Source organism: Herbaspirillum aquaticum, from assembly GCF_002213425.1.
Classification (GTDB): Bacteria; Pseudomonadota; Gammaproteobacteria; order Burkholderiales; family Burkholderiaceae_D; genus Herbaspirillum; species Herbaspirillum aquaticum.
The window spans coordinates 1-21636 of record NZ_NJGV01000009.1 but is presented as its reverse complement, the minus strand read 5'-3'; the positions used below and the strand labels follow the sequence as shown (position 1 = coordinate 21636).

Here is a 21636-nt window from a genome sequence, read left to right as displayed (position 1 = left end):
AGCCGGACGGCCGAACCGGCTCAATCCAGCCGTGGCTGCACGCTGGCAATGCCGACCTCGGCACTGCCTTCAGCCAGGCGGATGGTGACCTCGCTGCGGGCGGCCAGCTCGGCCGGGGTGTGCAATACACGGCCCTGGCGATCGCTGACGATGGCGTAGCCGCGTTCCAGCGTGCGTTGCGGATTCAGTAGTTCGAGCTGCGTAGCCAGTCCCGCCAGCGCCTGCCGCTGGCGCAACTGCCGGGCGGCCTGGGCCCCTTGCAGCCGTCGCGTCAGGTCCAGCAGGTCGCGGCGGGCGTGGGCGGTGTCGGGGATCTGGTGCGACAGGTGGGTGGCCAGTTGCTGCAGGCGATGGCGCATGCGGGTCAGCGGTACGCGGGTGGCGTGGGCGAGCCGGGTTTGCAGTGCGGCCAGCTTGACGCGTTCGTGCTGTATATACGCGCTGGGGTTGACCAGGCGGCGCGAAAGCCAGTCCACGGTCTGCGCTTTATCGGTCAGGCTGCGGCGCAGCGCGCGCGTGAGGTCATTGGCGTGGCCGCGCAGTTCAGCCAGCCAGTCCTCGCGGGCGGTGGCGGCCAGCTCGGCGGCGGCCGTGGGGGTGGGCGCGCGCAAGTCGGCGGCGAAGTCGGCGATGGTGAAATCGGTTTCGTGGCCGACACCGGAAATCACCGGCATGCTGGCCTCCACGATGGCACGCGCCACCACTTCTTCATTGAACGACCACAAGTCCTCGATGCTGCCACCGCCCCGGCAGACCAGCAGTACATCGCATTCGGCGCGCCCGGAGGCGGTCCGGATGGCATTGGCGATGCGCTGGGCCGCGCCTTCGCCCTGTACCGGCGTGGGGTAGAGCACCACTTCCACGTGCGGTGCGCGGCGGCGCAGGGTGGTGAGCACATCGCGCAAGGCGGCGGCCTGCGGGCTGGTGACGATGCCGATGCGGCGCGGGAAGCCCGGCAGGGGGCGCTTGCGGTCGCGGTCGAACAGGCCTTCGCGTTCCAGTCTTTCCTTCAGCTGCACGAAGGCGGCGTAGAGGTCGCCCACGCCGGAGCGGCGGATCGCTTCCACGTTCAACTGGTAGTCGCCGCGCGGGGCGTAGAGCGTCACCAAGGTGCGGACTTCAACCTTGTCGCCTTCGCGCGGCATGAAGCCGGCGTATTGCGCGCGGCCCTTGAACATCACCGCGCGCACCTGGGCGCCGTCATCCTTGAGGTTGAAATACCAGTGGCCGGAGGCGGCCCGGGTGAAATTGGAGATCTCGCCCTTGACCCAGATCAGCGGGAAATTGCGCTCCAGCATGCGTGCGACCGCCTGGTTCAGGCCGGAGACGGTCAGGATGGGCGGACCGCCCTCGCCAGTGGCGGCGGCCGGTATGGCCTCCGGACGCGGGCGGGCAGCAGGGAAGGGCGGGAACTTGTCGGCAGGCATGGGACGCGGGGACTCCAGGGGCGATACAATGCCGCATTGTAAAGCCAAGCTGGCTGCGCTTGCCGAGCCGCACGCAACCGGCTACATTCTGCACCGCAGAAACGGACGTGCCTGGAAAGACCGCCGGCTGCACCAGATTCACCGCTCATCCGCATTTCTTAGGAGTACGTTTTGCTCGCCATCATCCTCGCCGCCGGCTGGCCGATCTGGCCTTTGCTGATCGCTTCCATCATCGGCCTGGCGCTGGTCATCGAAAGACTGGCCTACCTGCGCCGCGCGCGCATCCTGCCGCCGGACCTGCTGGGCGAAGTGGTCCGGGTCTACCAGAGCGGACGCGTCAACGAGGACGTGATCGACAAGCTGGAGCAGAACTCCCCCCTGGGCCAGGTGCTGGCCGCCGGCCTGCGCAATGTCGATGCCCCGCGCGAAGTCATGAAGGAAGCCATCGAGGAAGCCGGCCAGGCCGCCGCGCATCGTCTGGAACGCTTCCTGACCACACTGGGGACGATCGCCTCGCTGGCGCCGCTCATGGGCCTCTTCGGCACGGTGGTCGGGATGATCGAGATCTTTGCCTCGCAGAACGCCGCCGGAACCAATCCGGCGCAGCTGGCGCACGGCATTTCCATCGCGCTCTACAACACCGGCTTTGGCCTGGCCATTGCGATGCCGGCGCTGGTGTTCTATCGCCACTTCCGCGCCCAGGTGGATGGCTTCGTGGTCGACATGGAGCAGCAGGCCGTCAAGTTCGTGGACATCGTCCACGATGTGCGCCGCTGATCCTGGACGCTGGAGAACCGCATGAACTTCCGCAAGGGCCGTCCCCGCGAAGACCTGGAGATCAACCTGATCCCCTTCATCGACGTGCTGCTGGTGATCGTGATTTTCCTCATGGTGACCACCACCTACAGCAAGTTCACCGCCCTGCAGGTCACCCTGCCCACGGCCGATGCCCAGAAGGCGCTGGAACAGCCCTTCGAGATCAACATCGCCATCGACGCCAATGGCCGCTACGCCATCAACAACAAGCGCATCGCCGCGCGCGATGCCCAAGGGCTGTCGGAAGAAATGCAGGCAGCAGTGCGCAGCAGTGGCAGCAAGGCCGACCCGGTCATCATCATCAATGCCGACGCGCTGGCCACGCACCAGACCGTGGTCAACGTGATGGAGGCGGCACGCATGGCGGGTTATCCCAAGCTGACCTTCGCGGCGCAGTCCAGCAGCAAGTAGCCGGTCGCGCGCCATTCTGTAAATTTGCCAATAGCTTCACGTCATCCCGTAGCGATGGCGCCCCGGCCAGGTCCCGCCTGGCCCGGATTTTTTTTATTCACTGGAACCCGAAAATGGCCGAATCCAGGCCCACTGCCGAAGCCATCCTGACCCGCGCCTGGCAACGGCGCGGCCTGCTGGCTTGCCTGCTGTGGCCGTTGTCGCTGCTCTTTGGCGCCCTCGCGGCGCTGCGCCGGGGGCTCTTTGCGCTGGGCATCAAGCGCGCCGAACGGCTGCCGGTGCCGGTGATCGTGGTGGGCAACGTCTTCGTTGGCGGTACCGGCAAGACGCCCTTTGCGATCTGGCTCATCGAGGCCTTGCGCATGGCGGGCCTACATCCCGGCGTGATTTCGCGCGGTTATGGCGGCGGTGTGGCGCAGACGCTGGCGGTCACGGCTGATTCGGCAGCGGCCCAGGTGGGCGACGAACCCTTGCTGATCGTCCAGCGCACCGCTGTGCCGCTGGTGGTCGGGCGGCGCCGGGTGGAGGCCGGGCGCGCCTTGCTGGCGGCGCATCCCGAGGTGGATGTGATCATTTCCGACGATGGCTTGCAGCATTACGCGCTGGCGCGCGACATCGAAATCGTGCTCTCCGATGCGCGCGGCGTGGGCAACGGCTGGCTGCTGCCGGCCGGGCCGCTGCGGGAACCGGCGTCGCGCCGGCGGGATTTCTCGGTGGTCAATGTCGGCGCGCAGGGCAGCGCCTCCGGTGGCGCGCACGCCATGCGGCTGCAGGCGGACCAGGCCGTGCAACTGGCCCCGCCCGGTGCGCACAAGCCGCTGGAACGGATGGGCGAGGGTGGCGTGCGGCTGGCGGCCGTGGCCGGGATCGGCAATCCCGAACGTTTTTTTGCCACCCTGGCAGCGGCGGGTTTGTCCTTTGCGCGCCATCCCTTGCCCGACCATTTTGATTTTGCCATCGATCCTTTTGCAGGCCTTGCGGCCGATGTCATCCTGATCACGGAAAAGGATGCAGTAAAATGCAGGGCTATCGAGGCCATCCGAAACGACCCGCGCATCTGGGTCGTGCCTGTCTCGGCGCGCATCGATGGCGCGCTGGCTGAACATATAGTGGAGAAACTCCGTGAACGCCCGACTGCTTGATATCCTGGTTTGCCCCATCTGCAAGGGCCCGCTGGACTACGACAAAAAAGCCCAGGAACTGATCTGCAAGGCAGACAAGCTGGCTTACCCCATCCGCGATGGCATCCCCATCATGTGGGCCGATGAAGCGCGCGAACTGTCGGCAGTGCCGGCAGCGCCTGCGGCCTGACGCTGATCCGCGAACTTTTGATTCCTGATTTCTGCCTTCCTGCTGCGGTTGATTCCATGACCTTTACTGTCATCATCCCTGCGCGCCTGGCTTCCACGCGCCTGCCCAACAAGCCCCTGGCCGACCTCGGCGGCAAGCCCATGATCGTGCGCGTGGCCGAGCGTGCCGCGCTCTCCGGGGCCAGCCGCATCATCGTGGCCACCGACCATCACGACATCCACGCCGCCTGCGAGCAGCATGGCATCGAAGTGGCCATGACCCGCGCCGATCACCCCTCCGGCACCGACCGCATCGCCGAAGTCGCCGCTGCGCTGGGGCTGGCCGAGGATGAGGTGGTGGTCAACGTGCAGGGTGATGAACCTCTGATCGATCCGGGTCTCATCGCCGCCACCGCCGCCCACATCAAGGACGGCGTACCCATGGCCACGGCTGCCCACGCCATCGGGACCGCCGAGGACGCCTTCAATCCCAATGTGGTCAAGGTGGTGTTGAACAAGGAAGGCTGCGCCATGTATTTCTCGCGCGCCACCATCCCCTGGCATCGCGATGCGTTCGCCAGGTCGCGCGAGTCCCTGCCCGACGCCAGCGGTCCGGATCATGCCAATGAGTACGTCCCGCTGCGCCATATCGGCCTGTATGCCTACAGCAACCGCTTCCTGCAGCTCTACCCGACGCTGGCCCCGGCCCCGCTGGAACGCATCGAGGCGCTGGAGCAATTGCGCGTGCTGTGGCACGGCCATGCCATCGCCGTGCACGTGACCTCGCTGGTGCCCGAAGCCGGGGTGGATACGCCCGAAGACCTGTTGCGCGTGCGCAAGCATTTCGAGGCCCCGCCGGATAGCCCGCTGGTGCAGACCATCTCCGCGCTCTGATCCCTAGTCCGGACGGCAGGCATGATCCGGCGCAAGGGTGGCCGGATCGGCTTGCTGTAAGTTCCATGTCAAGCTGACACGACACAATCAGAGTCCGGAGACTGCTTAAAAATCAGGCGTTTGTCATGGTTCGGTAAGATTTTGTGGTAAGTTTCGTCCCAGAGCTGATGCAAACGGCGCGCAAACAAGCTGCATAACCGTCCAGATGGTAGCGATCCTCTGCCATCACGTCGCAAAAGAATTCAAGCATTCATATTCAGAAACCCTCAATTTAGGAAACGACATGCGCCTCATCCTTTTAGGAGCGCCTGGTGCCGGTAAAGGCACGCAAGCCACTTTTATCAAGGAAAAATTCAACATTCCGCAGATCTCCACCGGCGACATGCTGCGCGCGGCCGTGGCTGCGGGCACCGAGCTTGGCATCGCTGCCAAGAAGGTGATGGATGCGGGCGGTCTGGTTTCCGACGACATCATCATTGGCCTGGTCAAGGATCGCCTGCAACAGGCTGACTGTGCCAATGGCTACCTCTTCGACGGCTTCCCGCGTACCACGCGCCAGGCCGATGCGATGAAGGAAGCCGGCGTGGCCATCGACTACGTGCTGGAAATCGACGTCCCCGACAGCGCCATCGTCGAGCGCATGAGCGGCCGCCGCGTGCACCCGGGTTCGGGCCGCACCTATCACGTCAAGTTCAACCCGCCCAAGGTCGAGGGCAAGGATGACCTGACCGGCGAAGCGCTGATCCAGCGTGACGACGACAAGGAAGAAACCGTCAAGAAGCGTCTGGCCGTGTATCACGAGCAGACTGAAGTGCTGGTGGGCTATTACGGTGATTGGGCCAAGTCGGGCCAGCCGGGTGCGCCGAAGTATCGCAAGATCGCCGGCGTCGGTCCGGTGGAAGAAATCAGGGATCGTGCATTTGCCGCCCTGGCGGAGTAAAGTGAAGCGGACTTCGGTCCGCTTTTTTTATGCTGTCGCTGTTGATGCAGTCAGCACGGCAGTACGCAAAAACTAAGTAAATAAACCGATCACCGGTAGTGACGCCCGCCCGAGGGCGTAGCACCGGCGGCCCGGCAAGGCACAACAACTCCAATAAAGAAGGGCGACGCAATTTGCAGGCGCAGTATCGGCCGCGACGAACCGGAACAGCAGAACCCGGACGGCGCGGCGGATGTTCGTGATTGTTGATGAGTCGTGATAACAAAGGAGACGAAGATGGCACTTGCCCTGTGGTTTGCCATTGCCTGCGGCTTGGTCGCGGTGATCTATGGCCTGGTTTCTCGACGCTGGATTCTCAAGCAGGACCCCGGCAACCCCCGCATGCAGGAAATCGCGCTGGCCATCCAGCAGGGGGCTGCGGCCTATCTGGCGCGGCAGTACCGCACCATCGCCATGGTGGGCGTGGTGCTGCTGATCCTCATTGCACTCATCCCCGGGTTGGGCTGGCTTACCGCCATCGGCTTCCTGCTGGGAGCGGTGTTGTCCGGGGCTTGCGGTTTCATCGGGATGAACGTGTCCGTGCGCGCCAATGTGCGCACCGCCCAGGCCGCCACGCGCGGCATGAACGAGGCGCTGGGCGTGGCTTTCCGGGGCGGGGCCATTACCGGGATGCTGGTGGTGGGGCTGGGTTTGTTGGGGGTGTCACTGTTCTTCTGGGTCCTGTATGTCTACGGACAGGGACGCGCCGTCAGCCTGCACGATGCCATCCAGCCCTTGATCGGACTGGCGTTCGGGGCGTCGCTCATCTCGATCTTCGCGCGGCTGGGCGGGGGCATCTTCACCAAGGGCGCGGACGTGGGGGCCGACCTGGTGGGCAAGGTCGAGGCCGGCATTCCTGAGGATGATCCGCGCAATCCTGCGGTCATCGCCGACAACGTCGGGGACAACGTGGGCGATTGCGCCGGCATGGCCGCCGACCTGTTCGAGACCTATGTCGTCACGCTGGTGGCGACGATGCTTTTGGGCAGTCTCATGCTCAAGGGACTGGAAACCCTGGCGGTACTCTATCCGCTGGCGCTGGGCGGGGTGTCGATCCTGGCCTCCATCGTCGGTTGCGCGATGGTCAAGGCGCAGCCGGGCAGGAAGATCATGTCGGCGCTCTATACCGGGCTGTGGTGGTCAGCCGGCTTGTCGCTGGTCGGCTTTGCGGTCGTCACCTGGCTGCTGTTGCCGCCCGAACTGCGGGTGCCGCTGATGGGCGCGGCCGTGGTGGGCATCGTGCTCACCGGTCTCATGGTCTACATCACCGAGTACTACACCGGCACCGACTTCAAGCCGGTGCGCCATATTGCCGAAGCTTCCACCACCGGGCATGGCACCAATATCATCGCCGGTCTCGGGGTGTCGATGAAGTCCACCGCGTATCCCGTGCTGGCGGTGTGCGCGGCGATCCTGGCATCCTACTGGCTGGCAGGCTTGTACGGCATTGCGATTGCGGCGACCTCCATGCTGTCCATGGCTGGCATCGTGGTGGCGCTGGATGCCTATGGACCCATCACCGACAATGCGGGCGGCATTGCAGAGATGTCGGGATTGCCCGATTCGGTGCGCGCCATCACCGATCCGCTCGATGCGGTGGGCAATACCACCAAGGCCGTCACCAAGGGCTATGCGATTGGCTCGGCAGGCCTGGCAGCACTGGTGCTGTTTGCCGATTACACGCATGCGCTGGAGTCCGTCGGCAAGACCGCCAGCTTCGACCTGTCCAGCCCGGCGGTGATCATCGGGCTCTTCATCGGCGGGTTGATTCCCTATCTCTTCGGTGCCATGGCGATGGAAGCCGTCGGGCGAGCGGCCGGTGCCGTGGTGGTGGAAGTGCGTCGCCAGTTCCGCGACATCCCCGGCATCATGGACGGCAGCGGCCGTCCCGAGTATGACCGCGCGGTGGACATGCTGACCTCGTCGGCCATCCGTGAAATGATCCTGCCGTCGCTGCTGCCGGTGATCGTGCCTATCCTGGTCGGGCTGCTGCTGGGGCCGTCGGCACTGGGTGGCCTGCTGATGGGGACCATCGTCACCGGACTCTTCGTGGCCATCTCGATGACCACCGGCGGTGGTGCCTGGGACAACGCCAAGAAATACATCGAGGACGGCCACCACGGCGGCAAAGGATCGGACGCCCACAAGGCCGCCGTCACGGGCGACACCGTGGGCGATCCTTACAAGGATACGGCCGGGCCGGCGGTCAATCCGCTCATCAAGATCATCAACATCGTGGCGCTGCTGCTGGTGCCTTTGCTGCCGGTGGTCTCCTGACCCGATCTGACCGCAGTGCTGATTGTCGCCGCACGGATAGTCTGTCGTGCGGCGACCTGCGCATAATCCTCCACCGCGAAGGGAAAGCCTGCATTGCCAGGCTGGCCGATTCGTCAAATAATGGCCCCTGATGTATCCCATCATCAATGGCTCGCCGGCCTGGCCATCCGCCTGGCTGCGCGCAGAGAAAAAACAGGAGACTCCATGCGTATCGAAGGAAATGTATTCATCGTCACCGGCGCAGCATCCGGCCTGGGCGCGGCCACTGCCCGCATGATCGCCGCCGCCGGTGGCAAGCCGGTGCTGGCCGATCTCAACGAGGAGGCCGGCAGTGTGCTGGCCCGGGAACTGGGCGGTGTCTTCGTGCGCTGCGATGTCAGTTCGGAAGACGACGCCCAAGCCGTGGTGCATGCAGCGCAAGAGGCCGGCAGCCTGCGCGGACTGGTCAATTGCGCCGGCATCGCCCCGGCCGAGAAGCTGGTCGGCAAGAACGGCCCGCACAGCATGGCGCTGTTCATGAAGACGCTCAACATCAACCTGGTCGGCAGCTTCAACATGGCCCGCTTTGCGGCCGACGCCATGGCCAAGACCGAGGCGCAGGAAGAGGGCGAGCGCGGCATCATCATCCACACCGCCTCGGTGGCCGCCTACGATGGCCAGATCGGACAGACGGCCTATTCGGCTTCCAAGGGGGCCATCGTTGCCATGACCCTGCCGATGGCGCGTGATCTCTCGCGCAGCGGCATCCGTGTCATGACCATCGCCCCCGGCATCTTCGAAACCCCCATGATGCTGGCCATGCCGCAGGAAGTGCGCGATTCGCTGGGGCAGGCCGTCCCCTTCCCGCCGCGCCTGGGCCGTGCCACCGAATACGCGCAGCTGGCCCGAACCATCATCGAGAACGTGATGCTCAACGGCGAGACCATCCGCCTCGATGGTGCCATCCGCATGCAGCCCAAATAGACGGCATTTGCCTGCCAATTCTCTTGTCCACAGTGAGGGGGCTGCTGATAAGCTCCCCCTCATGGAGACCATGGAACACAAAACAGGCTTGATCCTGACCGGCGGCGGTGCGCGGGCGGCTTACCAGGTGGGTGTGCTCAACGCCCTCTCGATGATCCTGCTCGAAGCCGGCTGGCCGGTGCACAGCAATCCCTTCCCCATCATCTGTGGTACCTCGGCCGGGGCCATCAACGGCACCGCCCTGGCCTGCCGGGCGGACGACTTCGGCGAAGCCGTGCGCGAGCTGATGGCGGTGTGGAGCAATTTCCAGGTGGAGCAGGTGTACCGCGCCGATTCGCTGGGGGTGATCCGCTCGGGGGCACGCTGGCTGTCGCTGTTTTCCTTCGGCTGGCTGCTGCGCAAGTGGCGCGCCAATCCGCCCAACTCCCTGCTGGACAACACTCCCCTGGTGAGCATGCTGCATCGCCTGCTGGACCTGCCACGGCTGGATGCCGCCCTGGCCGAAGGGCAGTTGCATGCGCTGGCGGTGACCGCCTCGTCCTATACCAGCGGCCAGCACATCACCTTCTACCAGTGCGCACAAGAGATCGAGCCCTGGCGACGCACCCAGCGGCTGGCCATGCGCGACCAGATCGGCATCGACCATTTGCTGGCCTCTTCTGCCATTCCTTTCATCTTCCCGGCCATTCCGGTGTACATCGACGGCCGCTGCGAGTATTGCGGCGATGGCTCGATGCGCCAGATCGCCCCGATTTCCCCGGCCATCCACCTCGGTGCCACCAAGGTACTCATCATCGGCGCCGGCCGCATGGGCGAGAAGGGCGAGCAGGCCCCCACCAATACCCCGCATTACCCCAGCCTGGCACAGGTAGCCGGACATGCGATGTCGGGGATCTTCCTCGACGGCTTGTCGGCCGACATTGAACGCATCAACCGGGTCAACCAGACCTTGTCGGTCTTGAACGATGAGCAGCGCCGGCATACGCCATTGAAACCCATCCGTACCCTGGTGATCTCGCCCTCGCAGCGCATCGACAGCATCGCCAGCCGCCACGTCGGCAACCTGCCGCGCCCGATCCGCACCATGCTGGGCGGTATCGGTGCCACCGAGGCGCGTGGCTCGGCGCTGGCGTCCTATCTGTTGTTTGAACAAAGCTTCACACGCGAGCTGATCGCCCTGGGTGAAAGCGATACCTACGCCAAGCGCGAGGAGGTGCTGGCCTTTTTTGAACCGGATACCGCCCAGCTGCTCCAAGCCTCTGCCTGATTTGCTGCCGGTCAAGTTCCTGGCCTGCCGTGGTTGCCTAGCCGAAAGCAACGCGTTAATCTACCGAGTGCTGTTGCCATTAATTGACAAAATTGCAATTAACAGAATCAATGCAGACGATGCAGATGCGAGCCCGCTTCATTTCTTCCTTCTTCACCCGTTACTGGCTGGTGCTGCTGACGGCCCTGATGCTGGCCGCGCCGGTGCAAGCCAAGGGGCCGGTGCCGGGCAACTTGCCCGAGGTCAACCTCGACCAGCTGCCGCGCGAAGCCCAGCAGACCATGGCCCTGATCCGTCAGGGCGGGCCCTTCCCGTATGAAAAGGATGGCTCGGTCTTCGGCAACTATGAAGGGGTTTTGCCCAAGCAAAAGCGCGGGTATTATCGCGAATACACGGTCAAGACGCCGCGCGCCCGCAATCGCGGGGCCCGTCGCATCATCAGCGGGGGGGAGCCGGCCTCTTCCGGCGAATACTATTACACCAGCGATCATTACAAGACCTTCCGCCGGATACGCGACTGATCGCCTCCGGGAGCAGGGCAGGGCGCGCCGGTCCCTGTTGCAGCCAGAGACAGCATTCCAGCCAGCACCATCACGACAATTACGACAACCACGACAGCCACACAGCCCCGCCTATGGATACTGAAGGGAAAATGAGTTTGTTCAAAACGGTGCCGCCCAATATCGTGCAGTCGATCCGCGCTTTCCGCGTGACCGAGTTGCAGCAGGAGGCCGCGCACCTGCAGCAGCATTTTCTCTATGCCTATTGCGCCGAGGCCGTGACCAAGCAGCAGGTGCTGACCACCATCGCCACCGCCTTCCAGTTTCCCCGGCACTTCGGCAAGAACTTCGATGCCCTGCATGACTGCCTGACTGACCTGACCCACAAGGCCGGCAAGCAGATCGGTTTCGTCGTGGTGCTGGAACAACTGCCCAACACCCAGAAATTCGACAAGGAAGCGCGCGAGACCTTGCTCGACGTCTTCCGCGATGCGGCCGATTACTGGGCTGAGAAGAAGGTGCCGTTCCGCGTTTTCTATTCCTTCCAGTAAATTTCCTTCACATTTTGATAAAGCTTTTACGCCACGCCGGCCCTTTCACATCGTGAAAACCGGCGGCGGAGGGGCCGTCAGCAGGTACAATGCGCACACCATGAGAAGCATTGTCATCCTGATTTCCGGACGAGGCAGCAATATGGAAGCCATCGTCCGTGCTGCACAGGCCGAGCGGTGGCCTGCCCGAATCGCCGCCGTCATCAGCAACCGCGCCGACGCCAGCGGCCTCGAATTCGCCGCCAGCCACGGCATTGCCACGGCCGTCGTGGCCAACCGCGACTATCCCACGCGCGACCAGTTCGATGCCGCCCTGCGCGAGCAGATCGACGCGTTCGCGCCGGACCTGGTGGTGCTGGCCGGTTTCATGCGGATCCTGACGGCACCGTTCGTCAATCATTACCAGGGCCGCATGCTCAATATCCACCCGTCGCTGCTGCCCAGTTTCCCGGGGCTGGCGACGCACCGGCAGGCACTGGCGGCCGGCGTGAAGCTGCACGGCGCAACCGTGCACTTCGTCACGCCCGACCTCGACCACGGTCCCATCGTGGCCCAGGCTGCCGTGCCGGTGCTGGAAGAGGACAGCGAGGAGACGCTCGCCGAGCGTGTCCTGGAACAGGAACATGTGATCTATCCGCGTGCCGTGCGCTGGTTCGTGCAAGGCCGCCTGGCACTGGACGGCGCGCGCGTGCGCCTGGCCGCCGACGCCTGAGGCGCAACGAGCAAGCGCCGCCGCGCACCCCTTATCTTGAATTGAATTGAATCTGAAGGACCTAGCATGAGATTGCCTCCCGCGATCATCCCCCATACCGAAGAACTGCTGCGCGAAGTGCTGCGCTTCACCGGCCCGGCCGACGTGACCCTGTCGCGCTACTTCCGCGACAATCCCCGCCTGGGCAGCCGCGAGCGCGGCGTGATCGCTGAAGCGGTCTACGGCCTGCTGCGCAACAAGACGGTTCTGACCAACTTCGCCGAATCCGGCAGCGGCCCGATGATGCGCCGCCTGGCGTTGCTGGGCCTGGCCGATGCGGTCGGCGCCGAATCCATCGCCGGCCTGCAGGAAGGCGAAGCCGAGTGGCTGGAGCGCGTGGCCCAGATCGACCGCACCCAACTGGCGCCCCAGATGCGCAGCAACCTGCCGCCCTGGCTGTGGGAAAAGCTGGTCGCCCGCATGGGCGAGGAAGCCACCCTGCAACTGGCCGATGCCATGAACCGTCCGGCGCCGCTGGACCTGCGGGTCAATGCCTTGAAGGCCGACCGCGATACCGTCATCGCCGAACTGGCCAAGGCGCCGGTGGCCTGCGAACCGACCCCGTATTCCCCGCTGGGCCTGCGCGTGTTCAAGAAGCCGGCCCTGCAGAACCTGCCGCTGTTCAAGGATGGCGCCATCGAAGTGCAGGATGAAGGCAGCCAGCTGCTGGCCCAGATCGTCGGCGCCAAGCGCGGCGAAATGGTGGTCGACTTCTGTGCCGGCGCCGGTGGCAAGACCCTGGCGCTGGGCGCGCTGATGCGCAATACCGGCCGCCTGTATGCCTTCGACGTGTCCGAAAAGCGCCTGGCCAAGCTCAAACCGCGCCTGGCGCGCAGTGGCCTGTCCAATGTGCATCCGGTGGTGATCGCCCACGAGAACGACGCCAAGGTCAAGCGCCTGGCCGGCAAGCTCGATCGCGTGCTGGTCGATGCACCCTGCAGCGGCTTGGGCACCCTGCGCCGCAACCCCGACATGAAGTGGCGCCAGAGCGTGGAGACGCTCACCGAGATGCGCGCCAAGCAAGGCTCGATCCTGGCCAGCGCCGCGCGCCTGGTGCGTCCGGGCGGCCGCCTGGTGTATGGCACCTGCAGCTTCCTGGAAGAAGAGAACGATGAAGTCATCGCCGACTTCCTGGCCTCGCATCCCGACTTCACGTTGCGCCCCATGAGCGAAGTGCTGGCCGAGCAGAAGATTGCGCTGGATACCGGCGATTACCTGAAGCTGCTGCCGCACCAGCACCAGACTGACGGTTTCTTCGCGGCCGTCCTGGAGCGCCGCGCTGCATGAGGCGGCGGCTCCTGCTGCCTGGCCTGGCCGCCGCCCTGCTGGTAGCGGCCGCCCCTGGCCTGCAGGCCGGGGAAGCGCTGCCGCCACCGCCGGTGATGGCTGCGCAGGGGACGGTGCAATCCGCTTTCGCGCCTTGGGATGACATCGAAGCCCTGATCGTCGGCCAGCTTCAGGCCGCGCAACGCCAGATCCTGATGCAAGCCTATCTGCTCACCAGCCGTCCTATTACGGACGAACTGGTGGCCGCCCGCAAACGCGGCATCGACGTGCGCGTGCTCATGGATGCGGGCCAGCTCGACAAGAACTCCGAAGACCGCCTGCGCCAGCTGCGCGCGGCCGGCATTCCGGTCTGGCTGGAAACGGCTTACCGCAATGCCCACAACAAGGTCATCATCATCGATACGGCCTTGCCGACGGCCACCGTCATTACGGGCAGCTACAACTTCACCTGGTCGGCCCAGCACAAGAATGCCGAGAACGTGCTCATCCTCGGCAAGAACCCGCCGCTGGCTGCACGCTACGCCAGCAACTGGCAGCGCCATCGCCAGGATGCCCAGGCGGCGCCCTGATTTGCCCTGATTCTTCATCCGGCCAGCCATGACCGATCATTTCCTTTCCCTCTTCACCGATATCAGCGCCGTTGACCTGCTGCGCCAGCTGGTCGTCATCGCGCTCTCGTTGCTGGGCGGCATCGGCCTCTCGCGCTGGCTGCGCGCGCGATTCGTGCTGCCCGCCGATGGCGAGGAGCAGTCGCTGGTCATGCAGATCGGCGTCAAGAGCTTTGCCCGCGTGCTCTCGCCGCTGCTGGCCCTGGGCTTGCTCACGGGAGCCTATTACATTCTCAAGCGCGGCCACCATGCGGTCACTTTGTGGGAAATCATGTTTCCCCTGACCATTGCCCAGGTGGCGATGCGTTTCGTGTTCTACGTATTGCGCGGCATCTTCGTGAAGGATGCGACAGTGGGCGCGCTGCTGCACCTGTCGGAAAAAGTCATCGCGCTGCTGGTCTGGCTGTGCGTGGTGCTGTGGATTACCGGCCTGTGGCCGGATTTCGTCGATTACCTCGATACCACCACGTTCCCGCTGGCACGCCACAAGGTGTCGTTGTTGACGATGTTACAAGGTGCGGCCTCGGTGCTGGTCACGCTCATCATTGCCCTGTGGATAGGGACGGTGGTCGAAAACCGCCTGATGAAGTTCAGCGGCATGCATTCCTCGCTGCGCACGGTGGTGGCGCGCATGATGCGGGCCTTGCTGATCCTCATCGCTTTCCTGGTCAGCCTGTCGCTGGTGGGGATCGACCTGACGGTGCTCTCGGTCTTCGGCGGCGCGCTGGGCGTGGGGATCGGCCTGGGTTTGCAGAAGATCGCCAGCAGCTATGTCTCCGGCTTCGTGATCCTGCTGGAGCGCAGCATGGTGATCGGCGACATGGTTGCAGTCGAGAAATACTTCGGCAAGGTCACCCAGATCAATACCCGCTACACCATCCTGGAAGGGCTGGACGGTATTGAGTCGGTGTTGCCCAATGAGCTTTTTGTCTCCAATCCGGTACAAAACTATTCCTTGACCCATCGCATTGTACGTTTGGCTACACAGCTTACAATTCTGTACCAGGACGATGTGGAAACGGTCTTGTCCATCATGGAACAGGCCGCACTTGGGGTACAACGGGTCTCCCAGCAGACCGCCCCGCAGGCCTTGCTGATCAAGATCGGCGCCGACGGGCTGGAGCTGGAACTGGGATTCTGGATCACGGACCCGGAAAATGGACGGCTCAATGTGCTGTCCGACGTCAATCGCGCCATCTGGGCCGCCTTCAAGCAGCACGGCATCCAGGTGGCCCATCCCAAGCGCGACATCCGGATCATGGATGAGCGCAGCTTCCGCCAAAGTACGCGCCAGGAAATTCCTGATGGCCCAGAGTCGCAGAATTCGCGTACAATGCCCGGCAATTAAAAGAAAATAAAACCATTTTCACGGAACAAGTAATAATCCTGTTTTGTAGTCCGATAGTTGTTTTCTATTTGGAGTTGTACTGATGACCCTTGATGCGATCCTCGACTTTGTTGCCAACGGCCTGCTGCACGCGTCCGGTTGGCAGATTGTCATTTACACACTGGTGATGACGCACATCACCATCGTGGGCGTGACTCTCTACCTGCATCGTTGCCAGGCGCATCGCGCGCTCGAACTGCACGCGATCCCCAGCCACTTCTTCCGTCTCTGGCTGTGGATGACCACCGGCATGGTGACCAAGGAATGGGCCGCCATCCACCGCAAGCACCACGCCAAGTGCGAGACCGAAGAAGATCCGCACAGCCCGCAGACCCGCGGCATCAACAAGGTGATGTGGCAGGGTGCCGAGCTGTACCGCATGGAGTCCAAGAATGCCGAGACCATGGAGAAGTTTGGCCACGGCACCCCGGACGACTGGATTGAACACAACATCTACAGCAAGTACGGCTGGCAGGGTGTGGGCATCATGCTGATCATCGACGTGCTGCTCTTCGGCGCCATCGGCCTGACCGTGTGGGCCGTGCAGATGGCCTGGATCCCGTTCTGGGCGGCTGGCGTGGTCAATGGCCTGGGCCACTTCTGGGGCTACCGCAACTACGATTGCAACGATGCAGCGACCAACCTGTTCCCGATCGGCATCATCATCGGCGGCGAGGAAATGCACAACAATCACCATACCTTCGGCACCTCGGCCAAGTTCTCGGCCAAGTGGTATGAATTCGACATCGGCTGGATGTACATCCGCATCCTGGAAACCTTTGGCCTGGCCAAGGTCAAGAAGGTGGCACCGGTGCCCAAGTTCGACAGCCAGAAATCGGTGATCGACTTCGATACCCTGCAGTCGGTGATCGCCAACCGCTACGACGTGACCGCCAAGTACGCCCGTTCGCTCAAGAGCGCCTGGAAGGACGAGCTGGATCACCTGATCGAAAAGGCCCAGCTGGAATCGCGTTTCCTGAAGTCCTCCAAGAAGCTGCTGCAGCGTGAGCCGGCTCGCCTGGAAGATGGCCAGAAGCAGCAACTCTCGGAGCTGTTCGCCCACAGCAAGGCCCTGCAGACCATGCATGAAATGCGCATTGAGCTGGGCGCCATCTGGGAGCGTTCGCACTCGACCCGCGAACAGCTGCTGCAGCAACTGCAGGACTGGTGCACCCGCGCCGAAGCCTCTGGCGTGAAGGCCCTGCGTGACTTCGCCCTGCGCCTGCGCAGCTACGCCTGATCTTCGCTGGCTGACCCGGTTGAAACCGGGAGCTGAATAAAAAATCCCCGCAGAGCGATCTGCGGGGATTTTTCTTTGGGCACTGGAACGGGATGGTGAAGATTTCTTCCCGGCCGGTTCGGCCAGGGAACATCGGCGACCATCCCTGTCAGCACAGGCAAGAAAACACGGGCAATAAAAAACCCGCAGAGGACTCTGCGGGTTTTTCATCGGGAGACCGGGATCAATTACTTGATCTTGGTTTCCTTGTATTCGACGTGCTTGCGCGCCTTGGGATCGAACTTCATGATGCTGATCTTTTCGGGCGTAGTACGCTTGTTCTTGGTGGTGGTGTAGAAGTGACCAGTACCTGCGGTCGACTCCAGTTTGATTTTGTCGCGGCCGGATTTCGCCATGATAGATTTCCTTTACTCTGCTAATTAGACTTTTTCGCCACGAGCACGCAGATCGGCCAGAACGGCATCGATGCCGATCTTGTCGATCACGCGCAGGCCGGCGTTGGACAAACGCAGCGAAACCCAGCGGTTCTCGGATTCGACGAAAATGCGGCGGTTCTGCAGGTTGGGCAGGAAACGACGCTTGGTCTTGTTGTTTGCATGGGAAACGTTGTTGCCGACCATCGGCCCCTTCCCGGTGACTTGGCAGACACGTGCCATGTGAGACTCCTTAAAAATTTCCGAATTTGGGAAAAACGAGAGTATATGGAAAAAACTCAGGTTTTTCAATGACTTGCGAAAAACAATTGTGTCTTCAATGGTTCCATTGATTTAACAATTGCGGAAACATTCAGTCCGCGGCCCTGGCGCAGGAAGGTTCCGCCCAGTCCTGGCAAGGGTTTGCGGCCGATTGCCGGGGCTGCACATCAGACCTGGGCATGGTCGGCAAAGGAGTAATGGCGTGTCCCGGCCACCACGACATGGTCCAGCAATTCCACATCGATGAGTTCCAGCGCCTTCTTGAGCGTGCGGGTCAGGGCCAGGTCCGCCTCGCTGGGCCGCGGGTCGCCCGAGGGGTGATTGTGGGCGACGATGACCGAGGCGGCATTGTGCCGCAATGCCGCCTTGACCAGTTCACGGGGGTAGACCGTCGTATGGTTCAGCGAGCCCCTGAACATTTCTTCGGTGGCCAGGAGCTGGTTGCGCATGTTCAGGAAGACGGCGACGAAACATTCATGTTCCTTGCCCGCGAAGATCAGTTTCAGGTAGTCGCCCACGGCACGGGTGGAATTGAGCGCGGACTCCTGCCTCAGGTTGCCGTTGATGGCGCGCTTGGCCAGTTCCAGGGAAGCCCATATCTGCGCGCATTTGGCCGGCCCCAGGCCATTGCCCAGGCAAGGGTCGCGCTGGACCGCATTGCACAGGGCCCCGAGCGAGCCGAAACGCTGCAGCACGTCCATGGACAGCTCCATCACGCTTTTGCCGGGCGTGCCCACGCGCAGGAAGATGGCCAGCAATTCCGCATCGGAGAGGGCGGCCGGGCCCAGCTCCAGCAAGCGTTCGCGTGGCCGCTGTTCCTTGGGCCAATCCAAGAGGGTCATGGTCATGGTGTGAGTCTCCTTAGACTTGAGGGGGGATAACGCTGGCGACCCCGCCCGGGATCGCGCCGAAAAGAACGTTTGGACCGCCGCAGTCCGCTTGCGCCGGCGCAAGGAAAGGCAGGATGCTGCATCCGGCAGCGTGTGGCGATGAAGCTGCCGGCGGCGTATCGGGCCAACGTGGCTTACAATAGCGGGCTCTTGTGCAGGCTCCGGTATTGCTGCCTGTTCCCTGCCCGTATTTCAGCCCGTCTTTCAGTCTGCTTCCAGCCATGTCCAGCCCAACTGTCCCCGTCGTCACCGAAAACGCCTACCTCACCTTGCATTACCGCCTGGCCTCGCTGGACGGAGAAGACATCGTCAGCACCTTCAACGAGAACCCGGCCACCCTGCAGTTCGGCCAGGGCCAGCTGGCTCCTTTCCTCGAAGCCTGCCTGCTGGGCCTGCCCGAAGGCACGCACCAGACCTTTGAACTGAGTCCGACCCAGGCTTTCGGCGAGCGCAGCGAAGAGCTGATCCAGCGTATCTCGCGCGCCACGCTGGAAGAAAACTCCTCCATGGATGAGGACTATCGCGTCGGCGACCTGGTTGACTTCGCCGCCCCCGGTGGCGGCCGCTTTGCTGGCATCCTGCGAGCGATCGATGATGATGGCGCAATTTTCGACTTCAATCACCCGTTGGCCGGCCAAACGCTGAAGTTCGAAGTAAAAATCATCGGAATCCTGTAAGAGCCTCGTCATTTGGCGAGTTGGCCCTCGCAATGTTTTGAAGAATCAAGGAAATGACCATGACCATGGAACAAGCCGAACCTGAAATCCTGCTGGCCCAGCCCCGTGGTTTCTGTGCGGGCGTGGACCGCGCCATCGAGATCGTCGAACGTGCGCTGGCGCAGTTTGGCGCCCCCATCTACGTACGCCATGAAATCGTGCACAACGCCTACGTCGTCAACGACCTGCGGGCCAAGGGCGCGGTCTTCATCGAGGAGCTGGCCGACGTGCCGGCCGGCAATACGGTCATCTTTTCGGCCCACGGCGTATCCAAGGCGATCCAGGCCGAGGCGGCCGAGCGCGGCCTGACGGTGTTTGACGCCACCTGCCCGCTGGTCACCAAGGTGCATATGGAAGTGGCCAAGATGCGCCGCGAAGGCCGCGAGATCATCATGATCGGCCACGCCGGCCACCCCGAGGTCGAAGGCACCATGGGCCAGACCGAGGCCGGCATGCACCTGGTGGAAACCGTGGAAGACGTGCAGCGCCTGCAGGTAGCCGATCCCGGCCTGCTGGCCTATGTTTCCCAGACCACGCTGTCGGTGGATGACACGGCCGACATCATCGCGGCCTTGCGCGCGCGCTTCCCGGAAATTGCCGAACCCAAGAAGGGCGACATCTGCTACGCCACCACCAACCGCCAGGAAGCCGTGAAGTTCATGGCCCCGCAGGTGGAGGTGGTGATCGTGGTCGGCAGCCCCAACAGCTCCAACTCCAACCGCCTGCGCGAGCTGGCCGAGAAGAAGGGCGTGCCCGCCTTCATGGTCGACAACGCTGCCCTGATCGACCCGCAATGGGTACAGGGCCGCCAGCGCATCGGCGTCACCGCCGGTGCCTCGGCGCCGGAAGTGCTGGTGCAGGCCGTGATCGATCGCATCAAGGAAATCGGTGCCCGCAGTGTGCGCGTGCTGGACGGCATTGAAGAAAACGTCACCTTCCCCCTGCCCAAGGGACTGGGTTCCCGCGCGCCCTCGGCCGAATCGGCGTGAGGCTGCATCGACCCTGTGACCAAGGGTGAATTTTCGGACGAAATCCTCGTCCGCCGTTTGCGCAAAGAGGCCTGCTGATGCAGGCCTTCTTCATTTGCGCGACAGGTGTTGTGAAGTCACCGACGATTCATTGGTCTTACCGCACTTTCTTCTGTAACAGGCGATTGTTTGTGCTCGATTGTTGGAATCTTCTGCGTATAATTCCGCACCATTATCGACGGCCCGCCCAAAAGGCGGCCGAGCGCTAGCCCTCACCAAAGAGGGCAGGGCGCCGCCAACGCGGCGTCAACCAGAGACGGGAGACATTCATATGCAAGAGCATCTGCCCACCGGCTCCATCCGGTGCATCCGGCGAAGACCTCCCAGGCGAACGCCCAACGCGTACGCCGCCCATGGCCCAAGCCGCTTGTGCGGCCACAGCGGCTGATTTTCCCTTCATTTCCCCTGCCAGCGAGCGATGCTCGCGCGGAACGCCTGCACCCTTTTTATGAAGAGTGATAACGCGATCCCGGCTTGCGGGAACGGATTTTGCTAATCGACATGCTTTCGCGCGGTGTCCGCTTTGGTGCAGGCCCACGTGTTTTTCTTGTTTCCATTTAGATCGAAGAGTTATTCATGGACATTTTCATCCAGCAGATCATCAACGGATTGGTGCTAGGCAGCATGTACGCACTGATCGCCCTGGGCTACACCATGGTGTACGGGGTGCTGAACCTGATCAACTTTGCCCACGGCGACATCCTGATGGTAGGGGCCATGGTCGGCCTGTCGATCCTCAAATTGGTGCAGCAGGTGGCGCCTGACCTGCCGGGCATCGTCAAGCTGATCATCGCCATCGTCGGGGCCATCCCGGTGTGCGTGATCGTGAGCTTGCTGATCGAACGCATCGCTTATCGTCCGCTGCGCAATGCACCGCGCCTGGCGCCGCTGATCACCGCCATCGGCGTGTCGATCCTGCTGCAGACCTTCGCCATGATGATCTGGGGCCGCAGCCCGCTGCCGTTCCCGCAGATCATGCCGTCGAACCCTGTCAACATCGCCGGTGCCCTGATCTCGCCGACCCAGATCATGCTCTTGATCCTGGCCCTGGCCGCGATGATCGGCCTGGTGCTGATCGTGGAGAAGACCAAGATGGGCCGCGCCATGCGCGCCACCGCCGAGAACCCGCGCATCGCCGGCTTGATGGGCGTGGACGCCAACCGCGTCATCATCGTCACCTTCGCCATCGGCGCCGCACTGGCCGCCATCGCCGGCGTGATGTGGGCCGCCAACTATTCCACCGCGCAATTCGCCATGGGCTTCGTGCCGGGCCTGAAGGCCTTCTCGGCAGCGGTGCTGGGCGGTATCGGCAACATCTACGGCGCCATGCTGGGCGGCATCCTGCTGGGCCTGATCGAAAGCCTGGGCGCCGGTTACATCGGCGACCTGACCGGCAACTTCCTGGGCAGCAACTACCAGGACATCTTCGCCTTCATCGTGCTGATCATCGTGCTGACCCTGCGTCCGTCCGGGATCATGGGTGAGCGTGTTGCGGACCGTGCCTGAGTTTTTAAGATTTGAAACCTTAAAACTTAAAAACTTAAAAACAGAAACTTAGAAACTTAAGAAATCGGAAGAGAACACTATGGCTCTCATGACCTTCGACATGAAGCGCAACCCCCAGCAGGCGCGGTTCAGCCTGCTGGCGCTGTTGGCGCTG

The 21636-nt window shown here is 63.0% G+C and carries 23 protein-coding genes; 19 read left to right on the top strand and 4 right to left on the bottom strand.

Annotation, left to right across the window (positions count from 1 at the left end):
- Window positions 1-20 precede the first annotated feature (20 nt).
- Window positions 21-1427 (bottom strand): exodeoxyribonuclease VII large subunit, encoded by a 1407-nt coding sequence (gene xseA, locus CEJ45_RS11330; protein ID WP_088755218.1) that lies wholly within the window; start codon window positions 1425-1427, stop codon window positions 21-23.
- A 171-nt stretch (window positions 1428-1598) separates the two neighbouring features.
- On the opposite strand from xseA, the gene CEJ45_RS11325 reads away from it, so the two are divergent.
- The 16 genes from CEJ45_RS11325 (at window position 1599) to CEJ45_RS11250 (ending at window position 16647) form a co-directional block, all read left to right on the top strand.
- The gene (locus tag CEJ45_RS11325; RefSeq protein ID WP_034339345.1) at window positions 1599-2204 is read left to right on the top strand and encodes a MotA/TolQ/ExbB proton channel family protein; all 606 of its coding nucleotides are present in this window, start codon (window positions 1599-1601) and stop codon (window positions 2202-2204) included.
- A gap of 21 nt (window positions 2205-2225) precedes the next feature.
- Window positions 2226-2654 (top strand): ExbD/TolR family protein, encoded by a 429-nt coding sequence (locus CEJ45_RS11320; protein WP_034339343.1) that lies wholly within the window; start codon window positions 2226-2228, stop codon window positions 2652-2654.
- A 113-nt stretch (window positions 2655-2767) separates the two neighbouring features.
- Window positions 2768-3796, top strand: a complete 1029-nt coding sequence (lpxK, locus tag CEJ45_RS11315; RefSeq protein WP_088755217.1) for a tetraacyldisaccharide 4'-kinase — start codon at window positions 2768-2770, stop codon at window positions 3794-3796.
- The gene (locus CEJ45_RS11310; RefSeq protein ID WP_088755216.1) at window positions 3777-3965 is read left to right on the top strand and encodes a Trm112 family protein; all 189 of its coding nucleotides are present in this window, start codon (window positions 3777-3779) and stop codon (window positions 3963-3965) included. The genes lpxK and CEJ45_RS11310 overlap by 20 nt, the downstream gene beginning before the upstream one ends.
- A gap of 56 nt (window positions 3966-4021) precedes the next feature.
- Complete coding sequence (gene kdsB, locus CEJ45_RS11305) at window positions 4022-4837, top strand: 3-deoxy-manno-octulosonate cytidylyltransferase (protein WP_088755215.1); 816 nt, start codon at window positions 4022-4024, stop codon at window positions 4835-4837.
- A gap of 283 nt (window positions 4838-5120) precedes the next feature.
- A complete protein-coding gene (gene adk / locus CEJ45_RS11300) occupies window positions 5121-5777 on the top strand; it encodes an adenylate kinase (RefSeq protein ID WP_008326404.1) in 657 nt (218 codons plus the stop codon).
- Between the two features lie 276 nt (window positions 5778-6053).
- The gene (locus tag CEJ45_RS11295) at window positions 6054-8093 is read left to right on the top strand and encodes a sodium-translocating pyrophosphatase (protein WP_088755214.1); all 2040 of its coding nucleotides are present in this window, start codon (window positions 6054-6056) and stop codon (window positions 8091-8093) included.
- 204 nt (window positions 8094-8297) lie between these two features.
- The gene (locus tag CEJ45_RS11290; protein ID WP_088755213.1) at window positions 8298-9056 is read left to right on the top strand and encodes an SDR family NAD(P)-dependent oxidoreductase; all 759 of its coding nucleotides are present in this window, start codon (window positions 8298-8300) and stop codon (window positions 9054-9056) included.
- A 61-nt stretch (window positions 9057-9117) separates the two neighbouring features.
- The gene (locus CEJ45_RS11285; protein WP_088755212.1) at window positions 9118-10323 is read left to right on the top strand and encodes a patatin-like phospholipase family protein; all 1206 of its coding nucleotides are present in this window, start codon (window positions 9118-9120) and stop codon (window positions 10321-10323) included.
- A gap of 125 nt (window positions 10324-10448) precedes the next feature.
- On the top strand, window positions 10449-10844 hold the full coding sequence (locus CEJ45_RS11280) for a guanyl-specific ribonuclease (RefSeq protein WP_088755391.1): 396 nt from the start codon (window positions 10449-10451) through the stop codon (window positions 10842-10844).
- Window positions 10841-11374 (top strand): barstar family protein, encoded by a 534-nt coding sequence (locus CEJ45_RS11275; RefSeq protein WP_420913290.1) that lies wholly within the window; start codon window positions 10841-10843, stop codon window positions 11372-11374. Before CEJ45_RS11280 ends, CEJ45_RS11275 begins: the two co-directional genes overlap by 4 nt.
- A gap of 100 nt (window positions 11375-11474) precedes the next feature.
- Window positions 11475-12086: a phosphoribosylglycinamide formyltransferase gene (gene purN, locus CEJ45_RS11270; RefSeq protein ID WP_154133723.1), complete on the top strand. Its 612-nt coding sequence runs from the start codon at window positions 11475-11477 to the stop codon at window positions 12084-12086.
- A gap of 66 nt (window positions 12087-12152) precedes the next feature.
- Complete coding sequence (locus CEJ45_RS11265) at window positions 12153-13412, top strand: RsmB/NOP family class I SAM-dependent RNA methyltransferase (RefSeq protein WP_088755211.1); 1260 nt, start codon at window positions 12153-12155, stop codon at window positions 13410-13412.
- Window positions 13409-13981 (top strand): phospholipase D family nuclease, encoded by a 573-nt coding sequence (locus tag CEJ45_RS11260; RefSeq protein ID WP_088755210.1) that lies wholly within the window; start codon window positions 13409-13411, stop codon window positions 13979-13981. Before CEJ45_RS11265 ends, CEJ45_RS11260 begins: the two co-directional genes overlap by 4 nt.
- Before the next feature lie 28 nt (window positions 13982-14009).
- Entirely contained in the window at window positions 14010-15368 is a 1359-nt protein-coding gene (locus tag CEJ45_RS11255; RefSeq protein WP_088755209.1) for a mechanosensitive ion channel family protein, read from the top strand.
- 82 nt (window positions 15369-15450) lie between these two features.
- Window positions 15451-16647, top strand: a complete 1197-nt coding sequence (locus CEJ45_RS11250) for a DesA family fatty acid desaturase (protein ID WP_088755208.1) — start codon at window positions 15451-15453, stop codon at window positions 16645-16647.
- A 227-nt stretch (window positions 16648-16874) separates the two neighbouring features.
- Here CEJ45_RS11250 and rpmG read toward each other — a convergent pair whose 3' ends face one another.
- The 3 genes from rpmG to radC all read right to left on the bottom strand — a co-directional run bounded on the left by rpmG (window position 16875) and on the right by radC (window position 18184).
- Window positions 16875-17042 carry a 50S ribosomal protein L33 gene (gene rpmG / locus CEJ45_RS11245; RefSeq protein WP_006463731.1) on the bottom strand — a complete coding sequence of 56 codons (168 nt, stop codon included), beginning with the start codon at window positions 17040-17042 and terminating at the stop codon, window positions 16875-16877.
- Window positions 17043-17066: 24 nt separating this feature from the next.
- A complete protein-coding gene (gene rpmB, locus CEJ45_RS11240) occupies window positions 17067-17303 on the bottom strand; it encodes a 50S ribosomal protein L28 (protein ID WP_006463730.1) in 237 nt (78 codons plus the stop codon).
- Between the two features lie 206 nt (window positions 17304-17509).
- Window positions 17510-18184, bottom strand: a complete 675-nt coding sequence (gene radC / locus CEJ45_RS11235; RefSeq protein WP_167386296.1) for a RadC family protein — start codon at window positions 18182-18184, stop codon at window positions 17510-17512.
- A gap of 269 nt (window positions 18185-18453) precedes the next feature.
- Here radC and CEJ45_RS11230 point away from each other — a divergent pair, with 269 nt between their 5' ends.
- The 3 genes from CEJ45_RS11230 to CEJ45_RS11220 all read left to right on the top strand — a co-directional run bounded on the left by CEJ45_RS11230 (window position 18454) and on the right by CEJ45_RS11220 (window position 21482).
- Window positions 18454-18909, top strand: coding sequence for an FKBP-type peptidyl-prolyl cis-trans isomerase (locus CEJ45_RS11230; RefSeq protein WP_088755206.1), 456 nt, complete (start codon window positions 18454-18456; stop codon window positions 18907-18909).
- A gap of 59 nt (window positions 18910-18968) precedes the next feature.
- Window positions 18969-19937, top strand: a complete 969-nt coding sequence (gene ispH, locus CEJ45_RS11225) for a 4-hydroxy-3-methylbut-2-enyl diphosphate reductase (RefSeq protein WP_088755205.1) — start codon at window positions 18969-18971, stop codon at window positions 19935-19937.
- 615 nt (window positions 19938-20552) lie between these two features.
- Window positions 20553-21482: a branched-chain amino acid ABC transporter permease gene (locus CEJ45_RS11220; protein ID WP_088755204.1), complete on the top strand. Its 930-nt coding sequence runs from the start codon at window positions 20553-20555 to the stop codon at window positions 21480-21482.
- Window positions 21483-21636 lie beyond the last annotated feature (154 nt).

What these genes read in the sequence shown, in the direction of transcription:
- CEJ45_RS11265 (WP_088755211.1), top strand. Translation starts at nt 12,153, where the DNA reads ATGAGATTGCCTCCCGCGATCATCCCCCATACCGAAGAACTGCTGCGC.
- kdsB (WP_088755215.1), top strand. Translation starts at nt 4,022, where the DNA reads ATGACCTTTACTGTCATCATCCCTGCGCGCCTGGCTTCCACGCGCCTG.
- CEJ45_RS11250 (WP_088755208.1), top strand. Translation starts at nt 15,451, where the DNA reads ATGACCCTTGATGCGATCCTCGACTTTGTTGCCAACGGCCTGCTGCAC.
- ispH (WP_088755205.1), top strand. Translation starts at nt 18,969, where the DNA reads ATGACCATGGAACAAGCCGAACCTGAAATCCTGCTGGCCCAGCCCCGT.
- CEJ45_RS11260 (WP_088755210.1), top strand. Translation starts at nt 13,409, where the DNA reads ATGAGGCGGCGGCTCCTGCTGCCTGGCCTGGCCGCCGCCCTGCTGGTA.
- xseA (WP_088755218.1), bottom strand. Translation starts at nt 1,427, where the DNA reads ATGCCTGCCGACAAGTTCCCGCCCTTCCCTGCTGCCCGCCCGCGTCCG.
- rpmG (WP_006463731.1), bottom strand. Translation starts at nt 17,042, where the DNA reads ATGGCGAAATCCGGCCGCGACAAAATCAAACTGGAGTCGACCGCAGGT.
- CEJ45_RS11285 (WP_088755212.1), top strand. Translation starts at nt 9,118, where the DNA reads ATGGAGACCATGGAACACAAAACAGGCTTGATCCTGACCGGCGGCGGT.
- CEJ45_RS11230 (WP_088755206.1), top strand. Translation starts at nt 18,454, where the DNA reads ATGTCCAGCCCAACTGTCCCCGTCGTCACCGAAAACGCCTACCTCACC.
- CEJ45_RS11295 (WP_088755214.1), top strand. Translation starts at nt 6,054, where the DNA reads ATGGCACTTGCCCTGTGGTTTGCCATTGCCTGCGGCTTGGTCGCGGTG.
- adk (WP_008326404.1), top strand. Translation starts at nt 5,121, where the DNA reads ATGCGCCTCATCCTTTTAGGAGCGCCTGGTGCCGGTAAAGGCACGCAA.
- CEJ45_RS11280 (WP_088755391.1), top strand. Translation starts at nt 10,449, where the DNA reads ATGCGAGCCCGCTTCATTTCTTCCTTCTTCACCCGTTACTGGCTGGTG.
- purN (WP_154133723.1), top strand. Translation starts at nt 11,475, where the DNA reads ATGAGAAGCATTGTCATCCTGATTTCCGGACGAGGCAGCAATATGGAA.
- CEJ45_RS11320 (WP_034339343.1), top strand. Translation starts at nt 2,226, where the DNA reads ATGAACTTCCGCAAGGGCCGTCCCCGCGAAGACCTGGAGATCAACCTG.
- lpxK (WP_088755217.1), top strand. Translation starts at nt 2,768, where the DNA reads ATGGCCGAATCCAGGCCCACTGCCGAAGCCATCCTGACCCGCGCCTGG.
- CEJ45_RS11255 (WP_088755209.1), top strand. Translation starts at nt 14,010, where the DNA reads ATGACCGATCATTTCCTTTCCCTCTTCACCGATATCAGCGCCGTTGAC.
- radC (WP_167386296.1), bottom strand. Translation starts at nt 18,184, where the DNA reads ATGACCCTCTTGGATTGGCCCAAGGAACAGCGGCCACGCGAACGCTTG.
- CEJ45_RS11290 (WP_088755213.1), top strand. Translation starts at nt 8,298, where the DNA reads ATGCGTATCGAAGGAAATGTATTCATCGTCACCGGCGCAGCATCCGGC.
- CEJ45_RS11220 (WP_088755204.1), top strand. Translation starts at nt 20,553, where the DNA reads ATGGACATTTTCATCCAGCAGATCATCAACGGATTGGTGCTAGGCAGC.
- rpmB (WP_006463730.1), bottom strand. Translation starts at nt 17,303, where the DNA reads ATGGCACGTGTCTGCCAAGTCACCGGGAAGGGGCCGATGGTCGGCAAC.